General features: G+C 73.1%; 18 protein-coding genes. 12 read left to right on the forward strand and 6 right to left on the reverse strand.

Features of this window, described 5'->3' with window-relative positions; translation table 11 throughout:
* Positions 1–58: 58 nt before the first annotated feature.
* The 3 genes from AC4H2G_RS00005 to AC4H2G_RS00015 form a co-directional block, all read right to left on the reverse strand.
* Positions 59–760: a LutC/YkgG family protein gene (locus AC4H2G_RS00005; protein WP_494363732.1), complete on the reverse strand. Its 702-nt coding sequence runs from the start codon at positions 758–760 to the stop codon at positions 59–61.
* Entirely contained in the window at positions 757–2,367 is a 1,611-nt protein-coding gene (locus tag AC4H2G_RS00010) for a LutB/LldF family L-lactate oxidation iron-sulfur protein (protein ID WP_494364093.1), read from the reverse strand. Before AC4H2G_RS00010 ends, AC4H2G_RS00005 begins: the two co-directional genes overlap by 4 nt.
* A gap of 131 nt (positions 2,368–2,498) precedes the next feature.
* Positions 2,499–3,368: a (Fe-S)-binding protein gene (locus AC4H2G_RS00015; protein ID WP_494363733.1), complete on the reverse strand. Its 870-nt coding sequence runs from the start codon at positions 3,366–3,368 to the stop codon at positions 2,499–2,501.
* Between the two features lie 211 nt (positions 3,369–3,579).
* Between AC4H2G_RS00015 and AC4H2G_RS00020 the strand changes: the two genes are divergently transcribed.
* The 8 genes from AC4H2G_RS00020 (at position 3,580) to AC4H2G_RS00055 (ending at position 11,477) form a co-directional block, all read left to right on the forward strand.
* Positions 3,580–4,326, forward strand: a complete 747-nt coding sequence (locus tag AC4H2G_RS00020) for a FadR/GntR family transcriptional regulator (protein WP_494363734.1) — start codon at positions 3,580–3,582, stop codon at positions 4,324–4,326.
* A 72-nt stretch (positions 4,327–4,398) separates the two neighbouring features.
* Positions 4,399–5,130, forward strand: a complete 732-nt coding sequence (locus tag AC4H2G_RS00025) for a rhamnogalacturonan acetylesterase (protein ID WP_494363735.1) — start codon at positions 4,399–4,401, stop codon at positions 5,128–5,130.
* Positions 5,131–5,376: 246 nt separating this feature from the next.
* Positions 5,377–6,357 carry an ABC transporter permease gene (locus AC4H2G_RS00030; protein ID WP_494363736.1) on the forward strand — a complete coding sequence of 327 codons (981 nt, stop codon included), beginning with the start codon at positions 5,377–5,379 and terminating at the stop codon, positions 6,355–6,357.
* Positions 6,358–6,388: 31 nt separating this feature from the next.
* Complete coding sequence (locus AC4H2G_RS00035) at positions 6,389–7,132, forward strand: YesL family protein (protein WP_494363737.1); 744 nt, start codon at positions 6,389–6,391, stop codon at positions 7,130–7,132.
* On the forward strand, positions 7,129–8,646 hold the full coding sequence (locus AC4H2G_RS00040; protein ID WP_494363738.1) for an extracellular solute-binding protein: 1,518 nt from the start codon (positions 7,129–7,131) through the stop codon (positions 8,644–8,646). The genes AC4H2G_RS00035 and AC4H2G_RS00040 overlap by 4 nt, the downstream gene beginning before the upstream one ends.
* 92 nt (positions 8,647–8,738) lie before the next feature.
* Entirely contained in the window at positions 8,739–10,040 is a 1,302-nt protein-coding gene (locus AC4H2G_RS00045; RefSeq protein ID WP_494363739.1) for a glycoside hydrolase family 28 protein, read from the forward strand.
* Positions 10,024–10,566, forward strand: coding sequence for a hypothetical protein (locus tag AC4H2G_RS00050; protein ID WP_494363740.1), 543 nt, complete (start codon positions 10,024–10,026; stop codon positions 10,564–10,566). Before AC4H2G_RS00045 ends, AC4H2G_RS00050 begins: the two co-directional genes overlap by 17 nt.
* Entirely contained in the window at positions 10,563–11,477 is a 915-nt protein-coding gene (locus tag AC4H2G_RS00055) for a carbohydrate ABC transporter permease (RefSeq protein WP_494363741.1), read from the forward strand. The genes AC4H2G_RS00050 and AC4H2G_RS00055 overlap by 4 nt, the downstream gene beginning before the upstream one ends.
* Here AC4H2G_RS00055 and AC4H2G_RS00060 read toward each other — a convergent pair.
* The gene (locus AC4H2G_RS00060) at positions 11,455–12,849 is read right to left on the reverse strand and encodes a serine hydrolase domain-containing protein (RefSeq protein WP_494363742.1); all 1,395 of its coding nucleotides are present in this window, start codon (positions 12,847–12,849) and stop codon (positions 11,455–11,457) included. The two genes, AC4H2G_RS00055 and AC4H2G_RS00060, sit on opposite strands and share 23 nt — an antisense overlap.
* 167 nt (positions 12,850–13,016) lie before the next feature.
* Between AC4H2G_RS00060 and AC4H2G_RS00065 the strand changes: the two genes are divergently transcribed.
* Positions 13,017–14,609: a glycoside hydrolase family 43 protein gene (locus tag AC4H2G_RS00065; protein WP_494363743.1), complete on the forward strand. Its 1,593-nt coding sequence runs from the start codon at positions 13,017–13,019 to the stop codon at positions 14,607–14,609.
* A 19-nt stretch (positions 14,610–14,628) separates the two neighbouring features.
* Here the strand turns inward: AC4H2G_RS00065 and AC4H2G_RS00070 are convergent, their stop codons facing one another.
* On the reverse strand, positions 14,629–15,291 hold the full coding sequence (locus AC4H2G_RS00070; protein WP_494363744.1) for a hypothetical protein: 663 nt from the start codon (positions 15,289–15,291) through the stop codon (positions 14,629–14,631).
* Positions 15,292–15,673: 382 nt separating this feature from the next.
* Between AC4H2G_RS00070 and AC4H2G_RS00075 the strand changes: the two genes are divergently transcribed.
* Positions 15,674–16,603, forward strand: a complete 930-nt coding sequence (locus AC4H2G_RS00075) for a sigma-70 family RNA polymerase sigma factor (RefSeq protein ID WP_494363745.1) — start codon at positions 15,674–15,676, stop codon at positions 16,601–16,603.
* A 43-nt stretch (positions 16,604–16,646) separates the two neighbouring features.
* Here the strand turns inward: AC4H2G_RS00075 and uxaC are convergent, their stop codons facing one another.
* The gene (gene uxaC / locus AC4H2G_RS00080; RefSeq protein ID WP_494363746.1) at positions 16,647–18,146 is read right to left on the reverse strand and encodes a glucuronate isomerase; all 1,500 of its coding nucleotides are present in this window, start codon (positions 18,144–18,146) and stop codon (positions 16,647–16,649) included.
* Positions 18,147–18,275: 129 nt separating this feature from the next.
* Here uxaC and AC4H2G_RS00085 point away from each other — a divergent pair, with 129 nt between their 5' ends.
* Together AC4H2G_RS00085 and AC4H2G_RS00090 are read left to right on the forward strand one after the other, a co-directional pair.
* Entirely contained in the window at positions 18,276–19,418 is a 1,143-nt protein-coding gene (locus AC4H2G_RS00085; RefSeq protein WP_494363747.1) for a LacI family DNA-binding transcriptional regulator, read from the forward strand.
* On the forward strand, positions 19,415–21,031 hold the full coding sequence (locus tag AC4H2G_RS00090) for a mannitol dehydrogenase family protein (RefSeq protein ID WP_494363748.1): 1,617 nt from the start codon (positions 19,415–19,417) through the stop codon (positions 21,029–21,031). Before AC4H2G_RS00085 ends, AC4H2G_RS00090 begins: the two co-directional genes overlap by 4 nt.

A 21,031-nucleotide genomic window follows, 5' to 3' on the forward strand; every position in this document is an offset into this window, starting at 1 on the left:
GAAAAACTCTCCGTCCGGGAGGGAGACCCCCGGGACCCCCCCCCCGCGACCGGACGTTCTATCTCGGCGGAGCGAGGATCACGTGGAGCGTGCGGGGGCCGTGCACCCCTTCGACGCGCGACAGCTCGATGTCGCTCGTCGCGCTCGGGCCGCTGATCCATGTCTGCGGGCGCTCGGGATGGGCCGCGAGCAGCCGCACGCCCTCGGGCACGGTGTGCACCACCTGGTCCGTGCGCACGACGCACACGTGCAGGTCGGGCACGAGCGTGATCGCGCGACGCCCCTGGTCGGGCTCGCCGTCGAGCACGATCGTCCCCGTGTCCGCGATCGCGACGCGGGCGGCCGTCACGACGGCGTCCACGGCATCGAGCTCGTCGGCGGTCCGGGGGTCGTCGCGCGAGTCCGCTACGCGCGCCGTCGTCGGGGGCAGCGCGGCGAGCCACGCGTCGTCGAGCGCGGGCGGCACGACGACGGCCCGCACCTCCGCGAGCAGCTCGCCCACGATCTCCGCGACCTCCGAGGGCGACGCCGCGCGGTGCACGTGCGCCCGGTAGTCGACGAGCCGGTCGACGAGGATCTCGACCGCCGCGTCCGAGCCCGGCGCGTGCTCGCCGCGCGTCCGGTAGGCCCGCGGCACACCGGTGCCCGACGGCGCGGTGTCACCGACCGCACCCGGGCGACCGTCCGTCGTCGGGCCGCTGGGCGTCGTCGGGACCAGGGCTGCCCGGATGCGGGACAGGACGTCGTCGCGCGCGCTCATCGGGCCTCACCTTCCTCGCCGAACCCCGGGTTGTCGTCCGATGGCGACCCTGATGGCCGCGTATCCCGGGGTTCGGCGAGTTCGCTGCCGAACCCGGGGTTGTCACCCGATCGGGCGGGCGATGGCGGCACAACCCGGGGTTCGGCAGCGGGAGCGACGTGCTCGGTGCGCCACCAGTCGCGGAACGTCTGCTTCGCCGGGGCCGGGAGGTCGCGGGACCGGGTCCACGCCGAGGCCGGCGGTGGCAGCGTCGAGATGCGGCCCTTCGGCCCGGCGACCACGCGCCCGAGGACCGCCGCCTTCTCCGCGAGCTCGAACCGCCGCGCGTCGGACATGACGAACGACGCGCCCTTCATCGCGGCGCCCCACCCGGTGGGCAGGCCGCCGCGGTCGGCGTCGACCTCGCGCGCCCGCAGCTCGACGAGGATCGACGGGATGTCGATCTTCACCGGGCACACCTCGTAGCACGCGCCGCACAGCGTCGATGCGTAGGGCAGCGAGGCGTTGGGGTCGCCGTGACCGCCCAGCCCACCCGAGCTCTTCGTGAGCTGCGGCGTGAGGATCGCGCCGATCGGGCCGGGGTACACCGACCCGTAGGCGTGCCCGCCCACCCTCTCGTACACCGGGCACACGTTGAGGCACGCCGAGCAGCGGATGCAGTGCAGCGCGGCGCGGCCCACCTCGTCGGCGAGGACGTCGGTGCGGCCGTTGTCGAGCAGCACGAGGTGGAACTCCTGCGGGCCGTCGCCGGGTGTCACGCCCGTCCACAGGGACGTGTAGGGGTTCATCCGCTCGCCGGTCGAGGAGCGCGGCAGGAGCTGGAGGAACACCTCGAGGTCGGTGTAGGTGGGCACGACCTTCTCGATGCCCATGACCGTGATGAGCGTCTCGGGCAGCGTGAGGCACATGCGCCCGTTGCCCTCGGACTCCACGACCGTCAGGGTCCCCGTGTCCGCGACGCCGAAGTTCGCGCCGCTGATCGCGACCTTCGCCGAGAGGAACTTGCGGCGCAGGTGGGCGCGCGCGGCCATCGCGAGCTCGCGCGGCACGTCGGACAGGTCCGGTGGGGCGTCGCCCATGCGATCGAGGAAGATCTCGCGGATCTCCGCGCGGTTGCGGTGGATCGCGGGCACGAGGATGTGCGAGGGCATGTCGTCGGCGAGCTGCACGATGAGCTCCGCGAGGTCGGTCTCGTAGGCCGCGATCCCCTCGGCGGCGAGCGCCTCGTTGAGCCCGATCTCCTGCGTCGCCATGGACTTGACCTTGACGACCTCGTCGACGCCCTGGGCCTTCACGAGGTCCGCGACGATCCGGTTGGCCTCGTCCGCGTCGCGCGCCCAGTGCACGACGCCGCCGCGCGCCACGACGTTGCGCTCCAGCTCCTCCAGGAGCTCGGGCAGGCGCGCCATGACGTCGGTCTTGATCGCGGACCCGGCGTCGCGCAGCGCCTCCCAGTCGGGCACCTCGCCCACGACCGCGGCGCGCTTCGCCCGGATCGTCGACGTCGCGTGCGCGAGGTTGCGGCGCAGCTGCGTGTTCTGCAGCGCGTGGCGCGCGGCAGTAGGGAAGTCGTCGCCCCAGCGCAGCGGCTCGTCGGGGTGCGGCACGTCGCCGAACGTGTCCGACGCCGCCCCCGCACCCGTGGAGGTGCCGTGACCGCCCGGGCGCGCGGCGTCGTCGGGCAGGGTGCGGGCGCCCGGCGTGCGGCGCGGGACCGGCAGGCCGAGGAACGTGCGGCTCACCGTGCACCCCCGCTCGTGTCAGGGCGAGAGGACACCCCGGTGACCTGTGGCCCTGACAGGTGGGCGCCCGCCCGCGTCGTGTCAGGGCGAGAGGACACCAGGGTGGTCTGTGGCCCTGACATGTCCTTCGTGGAGGCGAGGATCTCCGCGAGGTGCATCGTCCGCACGCCCGCGCGGATGCGCGAGAGCCCGCCGCCGATGTGCATGAGGCACGACGAGTCGCCCGCGGTGAGCACCTCGGCGCCCGTCGACTTCACGGACGTCATCTTGTCGGCGAGCATCGCGGTCGACGTCTCGGCGTTCTTCAGCGCGAACGTCCCGCCGAAGCCGCAGCACGACTCCGCGCCGGGGAGCTCGACGAGGTCGATGCCCTCGACGGCCCGCAGGAGCCGCAGCGGCTTGTCGCCGACGTGGAGCATCCGGAGCGAGTGGCACGTGGGGTGGTAGGTGACGCGGTGCGGGAAGTAGGCGCCGACGTCGGTCAGGCCGAGCACGTCGACGAGCAGCTCGGAGAGCTCGTACGTCTTCGCCGCGACGGCGTCGGCCTGCGCGCCGAGCGCGTCCAGCCCGGCGCGGCGGCACACCATGCCCTGCTGGTGCCGGATCGACCCGGTGCACGACCCGGACGGCACGACGACCGCGTCCCACACGCCGTCGAGCACGGGCGAGAACGCCTTCACGTGGTTCCGCACTACCGGCACCGCCTCGGCCATGTAGCCCGTGTTGACGTGCATCTGCCCGCAGCACGCCTGGCCGTCGGGGACGTGCACCTCGTGCCCGAGGCGCTCGAGGAGGAGGGCGGTGGCGCGGGGCGCCTGCGGGAACATCACGTCCCCGATGCAGGTGCTGGCGAGGGCGATGCGCATCGGTGCTCCGGGGGAGAGGCGGTTCGGTCCAGTCTCGTCGTCCGGTACCCGGGGCGCGCGGTGAGGGATCCGGCGAGGACCCGATGAGGGCCGAGGCGAGACGTGTGGTCGGACCACACGAGCGCCACCGTAGACCATGTGGTCCGACCACAGCCAGACGAACCCTGTCGACTCCCGCTGCGCCCGCCGGTCGACCGCCTACGCTGACCCCGTGCGCACCCACGAACGCGTCCTCGCGAGCATCGAGGCGGACCTCGCCTCCGGCCGCTGGGCGCTCGGCGAGCGGCTACCGGCCGAGCGCGCGCTCGCCGACGAGATCGGCGTCTCGCGGTCGTCGGTCCGCGAGGCGATCCGCGTCCTCGAGGCCATGGGCATCGTCCGCACGGCGGTGGGTTCCGGGCCCGACGCCGGAGCGACCGTGGTCGACCGGCCGGCGGCCGGTCTGGGGGCGGCGGTGCGGCTGCACGTCGCGTCCGGGACGCTCGCGGTGCGCGACGTCGTCGAGACGCGCGTGCTGCTGGAGACCTGGGCGGTGCGCGAGGCGGCCGGGCGAGCGGCGCCGTCGGACGCCGCCGATGCGAGGCGCGCGACGGGCGCCACCGAGGCGAAGGGGACCGCGGAGAGCGCGCTCGCCGAGGCGCGCGCGCTGCTCGACCGCATGGACTCCCCGGACCTGTCGCCCGCCGCGTTCCGCGAGCTCGACGCGTCGTTCCACGTGCTGCTCGTGCGGCTCGCCGGCAACGCGCTCGTCGAGGCGGTCATGACCGGGCTGCGCGGGGCGATCGAGTCGTACGTCGCGCAGGGGAGCGCGGGGCTCGTGTCGTGGGAGCGCACCGCGGCGCGACTGCGGGCGGAGCACCGGCAGGTCCTCGCGGCCGTCGTGGCGCGGGACGGGGAGGGTGCTGCGCGGGCGGTGCGGGACCACATCGAGGGGTTCTACCGGGAGACAGGTCTCTGACCTCGTCCTGGACCGCGCCGCCCGTGGTCTAGGCTCCCGGAAATCGCTTACCCACCGAGAGGGACCAGCATCATGAGCACCACCAGGGACGACCGGCCGCGCGCGCTCCACATCGCGGGCGACTCGACGGCCGCGCCGAAGGGCGTGGTCGCCGCCCCGGAGACGGGATGGGGGATGGCGCTGCCCTTCTACGTCCCCGGGATCGAGGTCGTGAACCACGCGCGCAACGGTCGCAGCAGCGCGTCGTTCATCAGCCTCGGCCACCTCGACCAGGTCGATGCGGTGCTGCGCGAAGGGGACCTGCTCCTCGTCCAGTTCGGGCACAACGACGCGAAGATCGAGGACCCGGTGCGGTACACCGAGCCCTGGACCAGCTACCAGGAGTCGCTGGCGGCGCACCTCGACGTGGCGCGCCGCCGGGGCGCGCGTCCGGTGCTCGCGACGTCCGTCGAGCGTCGCTCGTTCGACGCCGCCGGCCGGGCGGTCACGAGCCACGGGGAGTACCCCGCGGCGATGCGCGAGCTCGCGCGCCGGGAGGGCGTCCCGCTGGTCGACGTGCAGGCGAGCTCTCTCGCGCTGTGGCAGGAGCTCGGTCCGGACGAGACGCGCCGGTACTTCCTCCACACGCCCGACGGGCGGCGCGACGACACCCATCTGAGCCCGCTCGGGGCCGGCGCCGTCGCGCGCCTCGTCGCGTCCGGGCTCGTCGCGGTGGGCGCGCTCGGGCCAGACGCCGTCGTGCGGCTCGACGAGGACGTACCCGCCGCGTGGTTCACCTGGGCCGACGCGGACCCGAACGCCTGACGGTCGTCGCGACCCTCTCGCGCGCGGACGATCGCCCGCGGACGGCGTTTGGCGCTGGCGCCCGAGGCTGCTAACTTGCGTGCGGGAAACCGGTTACCCGCCGAGGAAGTCGCGGCTGCCGGGCACCACGCTCGAGGAAGAGATGAGGAAGCCGATGCCGGCGACGACGACGTTGATGACGGTCGGTGAGCCCCGTGCTCACCGCCTGTCGACGACCGCGCGCGACCCGCGACGGGGGGAGCTCGCGTGAGCGTCGCGACCCCCGTGCGGCCCCGCGGGCGCGCCGAGAGGACGGACACCGTCCCCCCTGCGACGACCCGGCGCAAGCACCCGGGCGGTGGCTTCTGGAAGCACCGTGCCCTGTACCTGATGATCCTCCCCGGGGTCCTGTACTTCCTGGTGTTCAAGTACGTCCCCATGGGCGGCCTGGTCATCGCCTTCCAGAACTACCAGCCGTTCCTCGGGTTCACGGGGAGCGAGTGGGTCGGGTTCGAGCACTTCGTGCGCCTCTTCACGGAGGACACGTTCTTCGTCCTCCTGCGCAACACGCTCGTCATCTCCGGACTGCTGCTGCTGTTCGCGTTCCCCATGCCGATCGTGCTCGCGCTGCTGCTCAACGAGGTGCGCACCACGTTCCTCAAGAAGAGCGTGCAGACGATCGTCTACCTGCCCCACTTCATGTCGTGGGTCATCATCGTCTCGATCTTCTACGTGATGCTCACGATCGACGGCGGCAGCATCAACAACGTCATCGTCTCGATGGGCTTCGAGCCGGTCCCGTTCCTCACCGACCCGGACTGGCTGCGCCCGCTCTACGTGTTCCAGGAGATCTGGCGCGGTGCGGGCTGGGGCACGATCGTCTACCTCGCGGCCATCACTGCCGTGGACGAACAGCTCTACGAGGCGTCCGAGCTCGACGGCGCCGGACGGCTGCGCCAGACCTGGCACATCACGCTGCCCGCGATCCGGCCCACGATCATCATCATGCTCATCCTCAGCATCGGCGACATCATGGAGCTCGGCTTCGAGCACATGTTCCTCGTGATGAACTCGCTCAACCGCGAGGTCGCCGACATCTTCGACACGTACGTGTACACGACGGGCATCGTCAACGGTCAGTTCAGCTACGCGACCGCCGTCGGCCTGTTCAAGGGCCTCGTCGGTCTCCTGCTCGTCGTGGCCGCCAACAAGCTCGCGAAGCGACTCGGCGAAGAAGGGGTCTACTGACGGCCCCGGCCGTCGGTGGAACGGCACCGCCGTGTTCTCCTTCGAGGGCTTCGTCCGCGTCAACACGGTCCTGGCGGGCGCCTACAAGCTCGTCTACCTGAACCTCCTCTGGCTCGTCACCACGCTGCTGGGCCTCGGGGTGCTCGGCGTCGGGCCCGCGTCCTACGCCCTCGCCCGGTACGTGGACCGCTGGTTCCGCCTGGGCGAGGAGCTGCCCGTCACGCGCGCGTTCTTCGCCGCCGTGCGCGAGCAGTACGGGCGATCGGTGGTCGTGAGCTGGATCTACCTCGCCGCCGGCACCGTGATCCTCACGAACGTCTTCGGCGCCACGAGCTGGTACGTCCAGATGCTCAACGTCGTCGCCCTCGTCGTGTACGCCGTGTCGCTCTTCTACGTGTTCTCGGTCATGGCGGCGCTCGACCTGCGCACCCTCCGGGAGACCGTCGCGGCGTCGCTGATGATCGGCTTCGGCTCGCTGCACTGGACCGTCCTCGGCGGCACCGCGGTGCTCGGGGCGGGATACGTCCTGTCCCAGCACGCCCTCCCGATCCTCGGGCTGCTCGGGGCAGCGCTCCCCGCCGCCGTGGTCGGGTTCGTCACCCGGGTCGTCTACCGGGACCTCGACGGGGAGTCCCCCGTCGCACGCACCACACACCTGGCGCCGGAGCCAGGTGCTGTGCCGGCAGGCCTCACCGCCTCCGGCGACCTCATCACCACAGCAGCAAGGGCGCGCGTGGTTCGTCGCCTACCGTCACGAGAGGACAACCCAGCATGAGGAAGACCAGGTTCGGAGCCACGATGGCGGCGACCGCGGTGATCGCGCTCGCGCTCACCGCGTGCGGCGACGGCGGGGCCGACCAGGACGCCGAGGGTGCCGTGAGCACCAAGGACAGCGTCTCGTGGATGACGATGCTGCACACGGCGACCACCCCGGAGACGGACGGCGTCATCGAGACCGCCCTCGAGGAGCACACGGGGCTGTCGATCGAGTTCCAGTGGGTGCCCGACGCCTCGCGCGACGAGAAGATCAACGCCGCCCTCGCGTCGGACTCGCTCGCGGACGTCGTCTCCCTCACGAGCATCAACAACACGACGGTCCGTCAGGCGATGTCGCAGGGGCAGTTCTGGGACGTCGAGGAGTACCTCGCCGAGTTCCCGAACCTCGCGGAGATCCCCGGGTCGACGATCGACGTCGCCCGGGTCGACGGCGGGCTCTACGGCGTCCCGTACCAGAAGCCGCAGGCCCGTTACGGCGTCCTCGTGCGCCAGGACTGGCTCGACAACCTCGGCCTCGAGGTCCCGCACACGATCGAGGACCTCACCGAGGTCGCGAAGGCGTTCACCGAGAACGACCCCGACGGCAACGGCGTCGCGGACACCGTCGGCTTCTACGACCGCGAGGAGTCCTACGCGGTCGGGTTCCGCTCGCTCGCCGGCTACTTCGGGGCCGGGCAGTACTTCACGGTCACCGAGGACGACGAGATCGTCCCGAGCTTCACCACGGACGAGTTCAAGGACGCGATGGAGTGGTACCGCGGCGTCTACGAGAACGGCTGGGTGAACCAGGAGTTCGTCACCGTCCAGAAGCAGGTCCAGAAGGACGGCATCGCGCAGGGCAAGGGCGGCATCGTCGTCAGCGGCCTGTTCGAGGCGAAGAACTTCCAGGAGGCCGCCCGCGCCGCCGACCCGAGCACGCCCCAGGAGTGGGCCCTGATCAACGACATGACGTTCGAGGACGTCCCGCGCCGCATCCTCACCGACACCAACGGTGGCATGGGCGGGTGGCTCGCGATCCCGAAGTCGAGCGTCGAGACCGAGGCCGACCTCAAGGTCGTGCTCGGCTTCATCAACGACCTCATGGACGAGGAGGCGTTCGACCTCATGACCAACGGGGTCGAGGGCACGCACTACGAGCTCGACGCCGACGGCGTCGTGACGATCCTCGACGAGGCCGTGTGGGAGCAGGAGGTGCAGCCGTTCGGCTCGTCGCGCCCGTCCGAGGTCGTCAAGGCGTTCAAGTCCTCGAACCCGTACACGAACCTCGCCAACGAGCTCATGAGGGAGAACGACGAGTTCATGGTCTCCAACCCGGCGCAGGCGCTGACGTCGGAGACCTACAACGCGCAGTGGTCGCTCATCGACCAGCAGGTCATGGACGCCTACAACCAGTACATCACCGGGCAGATCGACATGGCGGGCTTCGAGGACGTCGTCGACAGCCTGGGCGGCCAGGGCGTCGACGCGGTGATCGAGGAGTTCACCGCGGCGTACGCCGAGACCCAGGGCTGACCCCCGCCTGACTCACCGCACGACCTCGCCGGGAGGGCGCCGCGCACCGCGGCCCCTTCCGGCGACAGCACCAGCACCGACAGGAGACCACGTTGTCCACGCACGACATCCGAGACCTCGGCGCCGAGCCGGGGACCCTCGTGACCGACGCGATCCAGTCCGCGATCGACGCCGCGGCGTCGGCCGGGGGCGGGCGGGTGGTCGTCCCTGCCGGTCGCTGGGAGACGGGCGCGCTGCGGCTGCGCTCGCACGTCGAGCTCCACCTGGAGGCCGGGTCGGTGCTCGCGTTCGTCGACGACCGGGACCTGTACCCGGTCGTCGACGCCCGGTGGGAGGGTGCGCCCGCGCGCATCTACTCGCCGTGCCTCTACGCGCACGGCGAGACGAACGTCGCGATCACCGGGTTCGGCACGGTCGACGGCGGAGGGCGGCCGTGGTGGGACGCCTTCCGCCGCGACCGTGCCTCCCTCCCGCACCCGCGTCCCACGCTCGTGGGCCTGCACGAGTGCCGGCGCGTGACGATCCGCGACGTGACGCTGCGCGACTCCCCGAGCTGGACCGTGCACCCGCTGCTGTGCGAGGACGTGACGATCACGAACGTCCGGATCCTCAACCCCGCGGACTCGCCCAACACCGACGGCATCGACCCCGAGTCGTGCCGCAACGTGCGGATCAGCGACTGCCACATCGACGTCGGCGACGACTGCATCGCGATCAAGGCGGGCACGGAGGCCACGGCCGAGCGCGTCCCGTGCGAGAACATCACGATCACCGGCTGCACGATGGTCCACGGGCACGGCGGTGTCGTCATCGGCTCCGAGATGAGCGGAGGCGTGCGCAACGTCGTCATCACCGGGTGCGTCTTCCAGGGCACGGACCGCGGCATCCGCGTCAAGTCGCGACGCGGCCGCGGGGGAGTGGTCGAGGACGTCCGGGTGTCGAACGTCGTCATGGACGGCGTCCTGTGCCCGTTCGTGCTCAACACCGCCTACTTCTGCGGCCCGGGCGGCGACGACCCCGTGGTCGCCGACCGTGCGCCGCAGCCCGTCGACGCCACGACGCCGCTCTTCCGCCGCATCCACCTCGCGCACGTCACGGCGCGCAACGTGCACGCCGCGGCCGCGTACGTGCGCGGCCTGCCCGAGCAGCCCGTCGCCGACGTCACGCTCGAGGACGTCGCGATCTCGTTCGCCCCGGACGCCGTCCCGGGCTTCCCGGCGATGGCGGCGGACGTGGACGACGTCGCGCGGGCCGGCCTGGTCGTCGCGTTCGCCTCCGGCCTCGTGCTCTCGGGCGTCCGCGTCGACGGGTGCGAGGGTGCCGGCGTCACCACCGAGCCCGGCGACGACGTGCGGTACCGCGACGTGAGGATCAACGGTGCGTACGTCGACTGAGCGGACCGTGGTGCGCCGGACGGGGGAGATCGTGCTCGGCGGGCTGGGCCTCGCGCTGAGCCTGCTGTTCCTCGGAGGGTTCGCCGGGGTCGTGAACGGCGTGGACGAGCAGGCCTTCCTGCGTGACGTGCACCCGGCGATGACCGACGCCGGGATCTCCGTCGCGGAGGCCGACGCCTACGAGGCCGCCCGGACGCTCGCCGCCTGGTTCGGCTTCACGCTCGTCGCGGTCCTCGCGACCGCGGTCCCGGGCATCGTCCTCGCCCGGTCCCGGCCACGACGACGAGCCGCCGGCCTGCTGTTCCTCGCAGCGGGGCTCGTCTGCCTCGTCGGGAGCCAGCTGATCCTCTACCCCGTCGCGTTCTGCTTCTTCGCCGCGGCCGCGCTCTTCGTGGTGCGGCAGGTCCCGCGCGAGGAGCCGCGCGAGCGGGGGCGCGCCGGGCGCACCGCCGCGCACCAGACCAGCAGCCAGACCAGCAGCCGGACCAGCAGCGCCGCTGCGCAGAGCATGGGAGTACGACGATGAGCACAACCGCGACGAAGGTCGTCACGAGCACGTCGGGCCGGCGCCGTCGGCCGACGGCGGGCCGGCGGGCCTTCCAGGTGGTGAACTTCCTGGTGCTCGGCGGGTTCGCCGCGATCTGCCTGATCCCGTTCCTCAACATCATCGGCAGCTCGTTCGCGACGCCTGGCGAGCTCACCCGCCGGCCGTTCATCATCCTGCCGGAGGTCTTCTCGCTCGACGCCTACCGGTACATCCTGTCGACGCCGACGATCTTCCGGGCCATGGGCGTCTCGGTGTTCGTGACCGTCGTCGGGACCTTCGTCAGCCTCGTCCTCACGTCGCTCATGGCGTACGGCCTGTCGAAGCGCTACCTGCGCGGGCGGCGCGTGCTCAACTTCCTCGTCGTGTTCACGATGCTGTTCAGCGGCGGCATGATCCCCACGTTCATCGTGGTCAAGGAGCTCGGGCTGATCGACTCGCTGTGGTCGCTGATCCTCCCGGTCGCGATCAACGCGTTCAACTTCGTCATCATGCGCAGCTTCTTCCAGGCGATCCCCGACAGCCTCGAGGAGGCCGCGCGCATCGACGGGTGCTCCGACCTCGGGGTGTTCCTGCGGATCGTCCTGCCGCTGTCGCTCGCGTCGATCGCCACGATCGGCCTGTTCTACGCCGTGTCGTACTGGAACACGTACCAGGCCGCGATCCTCTACATCAACTCGTCGGACCTGTGGCCGATCCAGGTGCTCCTGCGCCAGATCGTCCTCGTCTCGAGCGGCATGAACGCCGACGCCGGCGCGGTCGAGGTCGTGCCGCCGGCGCAGTCGATCAAGATGGCCGTCATCGTCGTGGCGACCCTGCCGATGCTGATCCTCTACCCGGTGCTCCAGAAGTACTTCGTCAAGGGCGCGCTCATCGGTTCGGTGAAGGGCTGAACGCCCGGACGAACGACCAGCGGGGATAGAGCATCTCGCCGAAGCCCTGACCGCGGACGGCGACCGTGCCGTCGTCGTCCACGACCAGGCGCAGGCGCACGACGGCGAGCTCGTCGTCGAGGACCCGGCACTCGACGTCGAGCGTGCGCGGCGCCGACCAGCCCGCCGTCACGACCGACCGCCCCGCGGAGCCGACCACCTGGCGCCGCGGGGCGTCGACGTCGTACTCCACGCGCCAGCCGCCCATGACGGACGCGACGGCGCCGGCGCGGCGTCCGAGGTCGAGCTCGAGGTCGGCGGGCCACGCGTCCGGGCCGAGGGCGACGTGGCTACCGGCGACCGGGACGGCGTGCTCGTCGTCGTGCCGCGGCGTCGGCCACCCGAGCGCTTCGGCCGCGGTCGCCCGGCTCGTCGCAGCCCCGGTCGTCGCAGCGCCGGTGGTCGGCGCGCCGGTCGGGCCGACGTCGACGACCGGGTCGACGAGGTGGCGCAGGACGAGGTCGAGGACACGCTGGTCACCGCTCTGGCACCCCTGCGCGTCAGCCGTGACGACGACCGTGAGGTCGCGCTCCGGCAGGCCGTACGCGACCTGCCCGCCGAGCCCGAACGCGAGGAAGCCGCCGCGCTCCGGCACCCAGAGCTGGTACCCGTAGCCGCTGCGGAACGGGCTGCCCCACGTCTGCGGCGCGGTGTCCGTGTGGCGCGCCGTCGCCTCGCGGACGAACTCGCACGGGAGGAGGCTCGCGCCGTCGTGCACGCCCTCGTCGAGGAGCAGGCGCGTGAGCAGGGTGAGGTCGTGCGGGCGGCACACGAGACCCGACCCGCCGTGACTCACGCCGTCCGGCCCGGTGAGGAAGCGCAGGTCCGCGGACACCCCGAGCGGGTCGAGCAGCCGCGGCCGCAGGTACTCGGCGAGCGTCGTGCCGGCGAGCCGCTCCACGAGCGCGGCGAGCACGTACGACCCGCTCGTGTCGTACGTGAACAGGGTGCCCGGCGGGTGCGTCGGCGGCACCGTGAACCACGAGGAGAGCCACGAGCCCTCGGAGAGCTTGTAGGTGGTGGCCGCGTGCGGCCCGCGCATCGTCAGGAGATCCCGGACCGTGGTCCGTGCGACCCACGGGTGGCACGGCCCCTGCTCCGGGAAGTGCGCGACGACGCGGTCGTCGAGCTGCAGACGGCCCTCGGCGACGAGGAGCCCGACGGCGAGGCCGGTGACCGTCTTGCTCACCGAGTACATGCGCTGGGGGACGTCGGGGCCGGTGAACGGGGTCGCGCCGACCACCACGGGGTCGCCGGCGACGGTGACCTCGACGGCGTGCAGGGCCGCGCCGAGCGCGTCGGACTCGCGGACGAGGGGCGTCAGGTCGAGCACGGTGAACCTTTCGGACGGACGGCGTGCGGACGTCCCGGACCAGGACGATAGAGTGAGGGTAATCGGTTTCCCGCGGTCCGGGCGGGCGCTCGCGCCGCCGCTTCCGTGACGCCCGTGTCAGGCGGGACGACGCACCGACGGAACGACGACGAGGACCTCACCGACGCATGCGCACCTACACGAACCCCGTGCTCGACGCCGACTGGCCCGACCCCGACGTGATCCGCGTCGGGTCGGACTACTTCCTCGTCGCGTCGTCGTTCAACCGCAGCCCGGGGCTGCCGGTGCTGCACTCGACGGACCTCGTCACGTGGACGATCGCGAGTCACGCGGCGCCGCGCGTCGAGCCCGCCGAGCACTACCGTCGCCCGCGGCACGGCTCCGGCATCTGGGCGCCGAGCATCCGCCACCACGACGGCGAGTACGTCGTCGTCTACCCCGACCCCGACCACGGCATCCTCGTCACGCGCACGCGCGACCCGTTCGGGGAGTGGTCCGCCCCGCAGCTGCTGCTCGAGGGCCGCGGCCTCATCGACCCCTGCCCCCTGTGGGACGACGACGGCCGCACCTACCTCGTGCACGGCTGGGCCGCGAGCCGCAGCGGGCAGAAGAACCTGCTCACGCTCGTCGAGGTGGACCCCGGGCTCACGCGCGTGGTCGGGCGCCGCGAGACGGTCGTCGACGGCGACCTGCTCCCGGGGTACCGCACCCTGGAGGGGCCCAAGCTGTACCAGCGCGACGGGTCGTACTGGATCTTCGCGCCGGCGGGCGGCGTCGCGACGGGCTGGCAGTCGGTCTTCCGCGCCGACTCGCCGTTCGGGCCCTACGAGGACCGGATCGTGCTGCGCCAGGGCGGCACGCCCGTGAACGGCCCGCACCAGGGCGCGTGGGTCACGACACCCGGCGGCGAGGACTGGTTCCTGCACTTCCAGGACCGCGGCGTCTTCGGTCGCGTGGTCCACCTCCAGCCGATGGCCTGGGCCGAGGACGGCTGGCCGGTGATCGGCGAGCCGATGGCCGACGACCCGCGCTGCGGGCAGCCCGTCCTGCGGCACGTGGTGCCCGACGCCGCGACGTCCCCCGGCGTCGACGTCGCCCGGGGCGAGGGCGAGCCGCGGCGCACCGACCTGTTCGACGGCGCGGCGCCCGGCCCGCAGTGGTCCTTCCAGGGGAACGTGCCCGCGGCCACGGCCGTCACCGACGCCGGGACGCTGCGTCTCGCCGTCGCGCCGGACGACCTGGGCACCTTGCGCGACGTCGCGGGCGTCCTCGGCCAGCAGCTCCCCGGCTACCCGTGCCGGGTGACCACGACGCTCGACCTGTCCGCCGGGGCCGCGGACGCCGGTGACCACGACGTTCGCGCGGGCCTGCTCGTGCTCGGCCGTGCCTACGCGTGGGTCGGCGTCAAGAGATCGGACGGGCGGTCGCGCCTCGTCGCGCGCCGCCGCGACGAGGACTCGCTGCGCGTCCCCGAGACCGACCTCATGGACCCGGTCGAGCTGCCCGCCGGGCACGGGTCGGTCGGCCTGCGGCTCGAGACGGACGAGGCCGGGAAGGTCACGTTCGCGTGGCGCGCGGGCTCCGACGGCGCCTGGCACGCGGTGGACGCGCCTTTCGAGGCCGTCGAGGGGCACTGGATCGGCGCGGAGATCGCTCTGTTCGCCGGCGGCCGGACCTCGACGAGGCCGGTCCCCGACGACGCGCGCGTCGCGTTCGGCCCCGTGCGTGTCGAGGACCGCGCGACCGGGACGGCACGCTGAGCCTCTCGGACGAGCGATCTCACCACTTTCGCCAGGCGCCGAACTCCTCGATGAGTGCGGGCTGCCGAGCGGCGTACGCAATCTCCTCCAGAGCGAGGACGATGTCCTCACGCTCCTCGGTCTCGATCACCCCACCGGCCTGGTCGTCGGCGTCGTTGAACCATTGCACCAGACCCCGGAGAACCTTTCGCGCGGCGGTCTTGCGAGGCTTCGTACCCAGATCTTCCAGCACCCGACAGGCCTCGTGCGGGCGTGCGACCGCAGCGTCTCGGAAGTCTGCCGGAGGAAACGGCGGTGACGGATCCCAGTTCGTGAACGGAGTCTCTGAGAGCAGCTGCTCCCACGTCAGACCCTTCAGCCGCGTCTCGTAACGCTCCTGAGCGGCGGCGCGCGCTTCGGCTGCGCGCTGTTCCTTGAGCTCGTGCTCGCGGATCACTGCCGCACGGTCGTGCTCCCAGCGCCATTCCCCCTCGACGTCATTGCTCGCCCCGTCGGGGCCTCCACAGCTGGTGCCGCTTCGCCCGCCGCCGAGATATCTCTCCGCGATCCGCTGCTGCTCCTCCGTCAGCGACATCCAGCCGATCTGGGCGAACTCGTCGAGAGCCGGCACGTCATCGACACGGCAGGCGAATGCTGCGATCCGGTTCTTGAAGAAGAACGGTTGCGCCGCAGGATCGTGCACCTCTCCACCTCGTTCACGGTCGGCAACGATCCCCAGACACCGTCGAGCACCCCGAGCGCGACGATCTCCTCGTCATGGGCGAGAACGATCACCGCTCCATAACGTCCTGTGTCGGGCGGCGAGTCCTCGAACAACGGGGACGTGCGGAAACCGAAGACCGTACCGGGCGCGACGGCGAGGGGGCCGGGCCGAAGAACGTCCATGGTGGCGACCCTAGACGTACCCGGCCACGAACAGGCGACAGCCGACCGGCCGGGAGCAGTCCGGCCGAGGGGCGGTTTCCTGGGCGCGGCAGCCCTGCTGATCCGCCCGGTCACGTTCTCGGGGACTCGCCCGTCGGGGTGGTAGAGCCCGACGTGGGGGACGACGAGAGGATGGCCGCATGGACCAGGACCGCCTGACCGAGGAGTTCGAGGAAGCCCGCCCGCACCTGCGCGCGGTCGCGTACCGGGTGCTGGGCAGCTCGGCGGAGGCCGACGACGCCGTCCAGGAGACGTGGCTGCGGCTGCAGCGCTCCGACACGAGCGACGTCGCGAACCTGCGGGGCTGGCTCACGACGGTCGTGTCGCGCATCTGCCTCGACCTGCTGCGTTCGCGCGGCACGCGACGCGAGACGTCCTGGGACGTGCCAGGGTCCGACGGCGGTCCGGCGTTCGACCGGCCCGCGGCGGGGCCCGGGCCCGAGGCGCTGGCGGAGGAGGCGGATGCCGTCGGTGCCGCTCTGCTGCTCGTGCTCGACACCCTCTCCCCGGCGGAGCGGCTCGCGTTCGTCCTGCACGACCTGTTCGCGGTCCCGTTCGAGGACGTCGCGACCGTGGTCGGGAAGTCGGTGCCCGCGACGCGCCAGCTCGCGTCGCGCGCCCGTCGCCGGGTGCAGGGCGGCGGCGACCCCGAGCCCGACGCCGCGCGCCAGCGCGAGGTGGTCGAGGCGTTCCTCGCCGCGTCGCGCGAGGGCCGGTTCGAGCGGCTGCTGACGCTGCTCGACCCCGACGTCGTCCTGCGGGCCGACCCCGCCGCGGTGGAGTCCGCGCGGGCCGCGCTCGCGCACGGCGCGCCGGCGATCGAGCCGGAGCTCGTCGGCGCGCACGCCGTCGCGCAGGCGTTCGTCGGGAAGGCCCGCCAGACGCAGGTCGCGCTGGTCGACGGCGTGTGGGGTGCGGTCTACGCGCCGGGCGGCGTCGTGCGGTCGGTGCTCAGCGTCACGGTCCGGGACGGGCGCGTCGTGGCGCTCGACCTCGTCGCGGAGCCGGCCGAGGTGGCTGCGACCCCCGTCGAGATCGCCACCCGACACCACCCTGCCCGGCAACCGTGAGTGCATGAGATGGTCGCGAGAACCGCCGCGCGGCGCGACTATCTCATGCACTCAGCGGGGGGTAGCACGCCTTCGGCAGGTGGTAGGCCAGGTCGACGGCGGTCTCCAGCGCCTCGTCGAGGTCGAGCCGGTGCTCGGCGACCAGGCGGGAGAGGTGGCCGGCGTCGATGCGCCGCGCGAGGTCGTGCCGGGCCGGGATCGAGCAGAACGCGCGCGTGTCGTCGACGAACCCGCTGGTGTTGTAGAAGCCCGCGGTGTCGGTGGCGGCCTCGCGGAAGCGGCGCATGCCCTCGGGCGTGTCGAGGAACCACCACGGCGCGCCCAGGCGCAGCGCGGGGTAGACGCCCGCCAGCGGGGCGAGCTCGCGCGAGAACGACGTCTCGTCGACCGTGAAGGCGATCATCCGAAAGCCCGGGTGGTGGCCGAACGCCTCGAGCACGGGGCGCAGCGCCCGCACGTACTCCGTCTGCTCGGGGATGTCGTACCCCTTGTCCGGGCCGTAGGCGCGCGCGACACCCTCGCAGTGGTCGCGCAGCACGCCGGGGTGCAGCTGCATGACGAGCCCGTCCTCGGCGGACATCGCGGCCATCTGGAAGAGCATGTGCGCCGAGAACGCGTCCGCCTCGGCCGTCGTGACCTCGCCGCGCAGCGCGGCGTCGAGGATGCGCGCGGCGTCCGCGTCGTCGAGGGGCGTGGTGTCGGCGCGGAGGTGACCGTGGTCGGTCGCGCGGGCCCCCGCGGCGACGAACGCGGCACGCCGGGAGCGCAGCGCCTCGAGGTACGAGCGGTAGTCGACGACGTCGGTCCCGGCCGCGGCGCCGAGCTCGCCGACCTGCGCGAGCCAGTCCGCGCGGTCGAGGTGCAGGAGCGGGTCGGGGCGGAACGTCGGCACGACGCGCTCGCCCCAGCCGTCCGCGGCGAGGCGTGCGTGGTCGGCCAGCGGTGACTGCGCGGGGTCGGTCGTCGCGAGGATCTCGAGGCCGAACCGCTCGAACAGCGCGCGCGGGCGGAACTCCGGGCGGGCGAGGCGGTCGGCGAGGTGGTCGTAGAGCTCGTCGGCGGTCTCGGCCGACGGGCGGACGGGCGCGTCGAACACCTCGACGAGCGCGTGCTCCGTCCAGTAGCGCGTGGGGGTGCCGCGGAACAGGTGCCACCCGGCGCAGAACCGGCGCCAGATCTCGCGGGGGTCGGTCTCCGCCGGAGCTGTCCCGGCGGGCGCTCCGGGCACGGGGGCGACGCCGAGGTCCTGGATCCCCCGGACGCCGGGCGCGCCGTGGGGCGACGTGCTCTGGGCGACGAGCATCCGCACGAGGTAGTGGTCCGGCGTGACGAACAGCTCGGCGGGGTTGCCGAACGGCGTGTCGTCGGCGAACAGCGCGACGTCGACGTGGCCGTGCATCGACACGATCGGCAGGTCGCGCGTCGCCGCGTAGACCTCGCGCGCGATCGGTCGCAGGGCGGGGTCCGCGGGCAGCGCGCGGTCGGGGTGCAGGGACCACGGCGTCGTCGCGGTGGTGGTGTCACGGTGGGCCGTGGTCGTCACGGAAGGCCTCCAGCAGCGTCGTTGCGAACGTTTGCATCTTACGGCATGCGTGATCCATCGCGCCTGGCAGCGGGAACGCTACAATCGTTCGCAACAGTTCGTCCGAGCCGCAGCACCGAGGAGGCCGCCGTGGTCACCGCCCGCGACGTCGCCCGCGAGACCGGGGTGTCGATCTCCACCGTCTCGCGCGCCCTCGCCGAGCCCGACCGCGTGGCCCCCGAGACCCGCGACCGCATCGTCGCCGTCGCGAGCAGGCTCGGCTACCGCCCGAACCGCGCCGCGAGCGGGCTCCGCGCGGGCCGGACCGGAGCGCTGGGGCTCGTCGTTCCCGACCTCGAGAACCCGTACTTCGCGTCCGTGACCAAGGGCGTCCAGGCGCGCGCGCGCCGGACGGGTCACGCCGTGTTCGTCGTCGACGCGGGGGAGGACCCGACGCTCGAGACCGAGCTCGTCGCGGGCCTGCGGTCGCAGACCGACGGGCTCGTCCTGTGCTCCCCCCGAGCCGTCGAGGCCGACCTCGAGGCGGCCCGCGACGCACCCGTCGTCCTCGTGAACCTCCGCGCCGACCCGGTGCCGTCCGTCTCCGCCGACGACGCGCACGGCGTCGTCCTCGCCGTCGAGCACCTGCGCGCGCTCGGTCACCGGCGCATCGCCTACGTCGGCGGCCCGGCGCGGTCGTGGTCGGACGGGCGCCGGCGCGCCGGCCTCGAGCTCGCGCAGGCCCGGTTCCCGGACGTCGCGACGGTCGCCCTCGGCTCGTTCCGCCCTCGGGTCGAGGGAGGGCGTGCCGCGGCCGACCTCGTCGTCGCGTCCGGCGCGACGGCGGCCCTCGCCTACAACGACCTCGTCGCCCTCGGGCTCGTGGCCCGGCTGCGCGAGCGCGGCGTCTCCGTGCCCGAGGATCTCAGCGTCATCGGGTTCGACGACACGTTCGTCGCGACGCTCTCCTCCCCGCCGCTCACCACCGTGCGCACCGACCTCGCCCAGCTCGGCGCGCGCGCGGTCGACCGCCTCGTCGCGTCACTGGACGCGCGCCGCCCCGGCCGCGGTGGCCCTGCCGCGGGCGGGGGCACCGAGCCGGACGGTGGCACCGCCGGCGCCGCAGCGTCCGGGGCCGCGGACGAGCTGCCCGTCGAGCTCGTCGTGCGCGGCTCGACCACCGTCCCGCCGGCCACCGTCGTCCCGCCGGGCAGCACCGTCCCGACCGACCCACCGACCACGGTGCCCCGGGCCGACCGCCCCGGCACCACCCAGCCGCAGGAGGCCGTGTGACCGCCCCGACCGCCACCCCGACGTCGTCCGACGCCACCCCGGACACGGTGCCTGACGTGCTTTCGACCGCCGCCCCGGCCGACGCGCCGACCGAGCAGGCCGGCGCGCGCCTGCACCGGGACGCGGTGCCGTCCGACCTCCGTGCGCCGGTCCGTCCGACGCAGGTCGGGATCGTGCACCTCGGCATCGGGGCGTTCCACCGCGCGCACCAGGCCGTCGCCACGGAGGACGCCGCGCTCGCCACGGGCGACACGCGCTGGGGCATCCTCGGCGTGACGCAGCGCTCCGCGTCGGTCCGCGACCAGCTGCACCCGCAAGGCGGGGTCTACACGGTGCTCACGGTCGGCCCCGACGGCGGGTCCCCGCGCGTCGTCGGGTCCGTGACCGACGTCGCGTGGCCGGCCGAGGAGACGCCGCGCGTCCTCGCCGCGCTCGCCACGCCGACGACCCACGTCGTGACGCTCACCATCACGGAGAAGGGCTACTCGCGGACGGCCGACGGCGGCCTGGACGTCGCTGCAGTGCGCCGCGACCTCGACGCGCTCGCCCGCGAGGAGCACGTCGCGGGCTTCCGCGAGGACGCCGAGACGGCGACGAGCGCGATCGGTCTGCTCGTGCGCGGCCTGGCGGCGCGCCGTCGGGCCGGGGGCGCACCCCTCACAGTGCTGAGCTGCGACAACCTCGCGGACAACGGCCGCGTCCTCGCCGCGCTCGTGGGCGAGGCCGTGGACGCGGCCCTGCCCGGCGCGGACGGCGACGACCTGCGGGCGTGGCTCGCGGCGTCGGTCACGTTCCCGTGCAGCATGGTCGACCGCATCGTCCCCGCGACGACGCCCGCCCAGCGTGACGAGGTCGAGACGCTGCTCGGCGCGCGCGACGAGGGCCTCGTCGTCGCCGAGCCGTTCCTGCAGTGGGTGATCGAGGACCGCTTCGCCGGGCCGCGCCCCGCGTGGGAGCAGGGCGGGGCGACCTTCACGGACGACGTCGCGCCGTACGAGCGCGCCAAGCTGCGCCTCCTCAACGGTGCCCACTCGCTCCTCGCGTACGCGGGTTCCCTCGCCGGGTACGCGACGATCGCCGAGGCCGTCGCCGACCCGGCGCTCGCGGCACAGGCCCGCGCGCTGCAGGCCGACGCGATCGCGACGCTCGAGGCCCCCGACGGCGTCGACCTCGCCGCGTACGCCGAGGAGCTGCTGAAGCGTTTCGCGAACCCCGCAACAGGGCACACGACCCGGCAGGTCGCGATGGACGGCACGCAGAAGATCCCGTTCCGCTGGGGCGGGACGCTCACGGACCGCCTCGCTGACGGGTCCGCCGGAGCTGCGCTGCCGCAGGGTGTCGTGGCGGCGCTCGCGGCGTGGGCGGCGTTCGTGGTCGCCGAGGTGCGCGCCGGCCGAGGGGTCGACGACCCCCGCGCCGACGAGCTGCGCTCGGTCGTGGAGGCGGCGGACGGCGACGCCGCGGCGGTCCGTGCGCTCGTGCGCCTGCCGGGGCTCCTGCCCGACGTCGCGGGCGCGGGCCCGCTCGACGCCCTCGCCGACGCGGTGGTCGCCGCGGCCGGGACGACGGCCCGGACGACGGCCGGCGGCGGGGCGGAGGCGCGCACGTCGTGA

It is taken from the genome of Cellulosimicrobium sp. BMG9.23 (assembly GCF_059159985.1).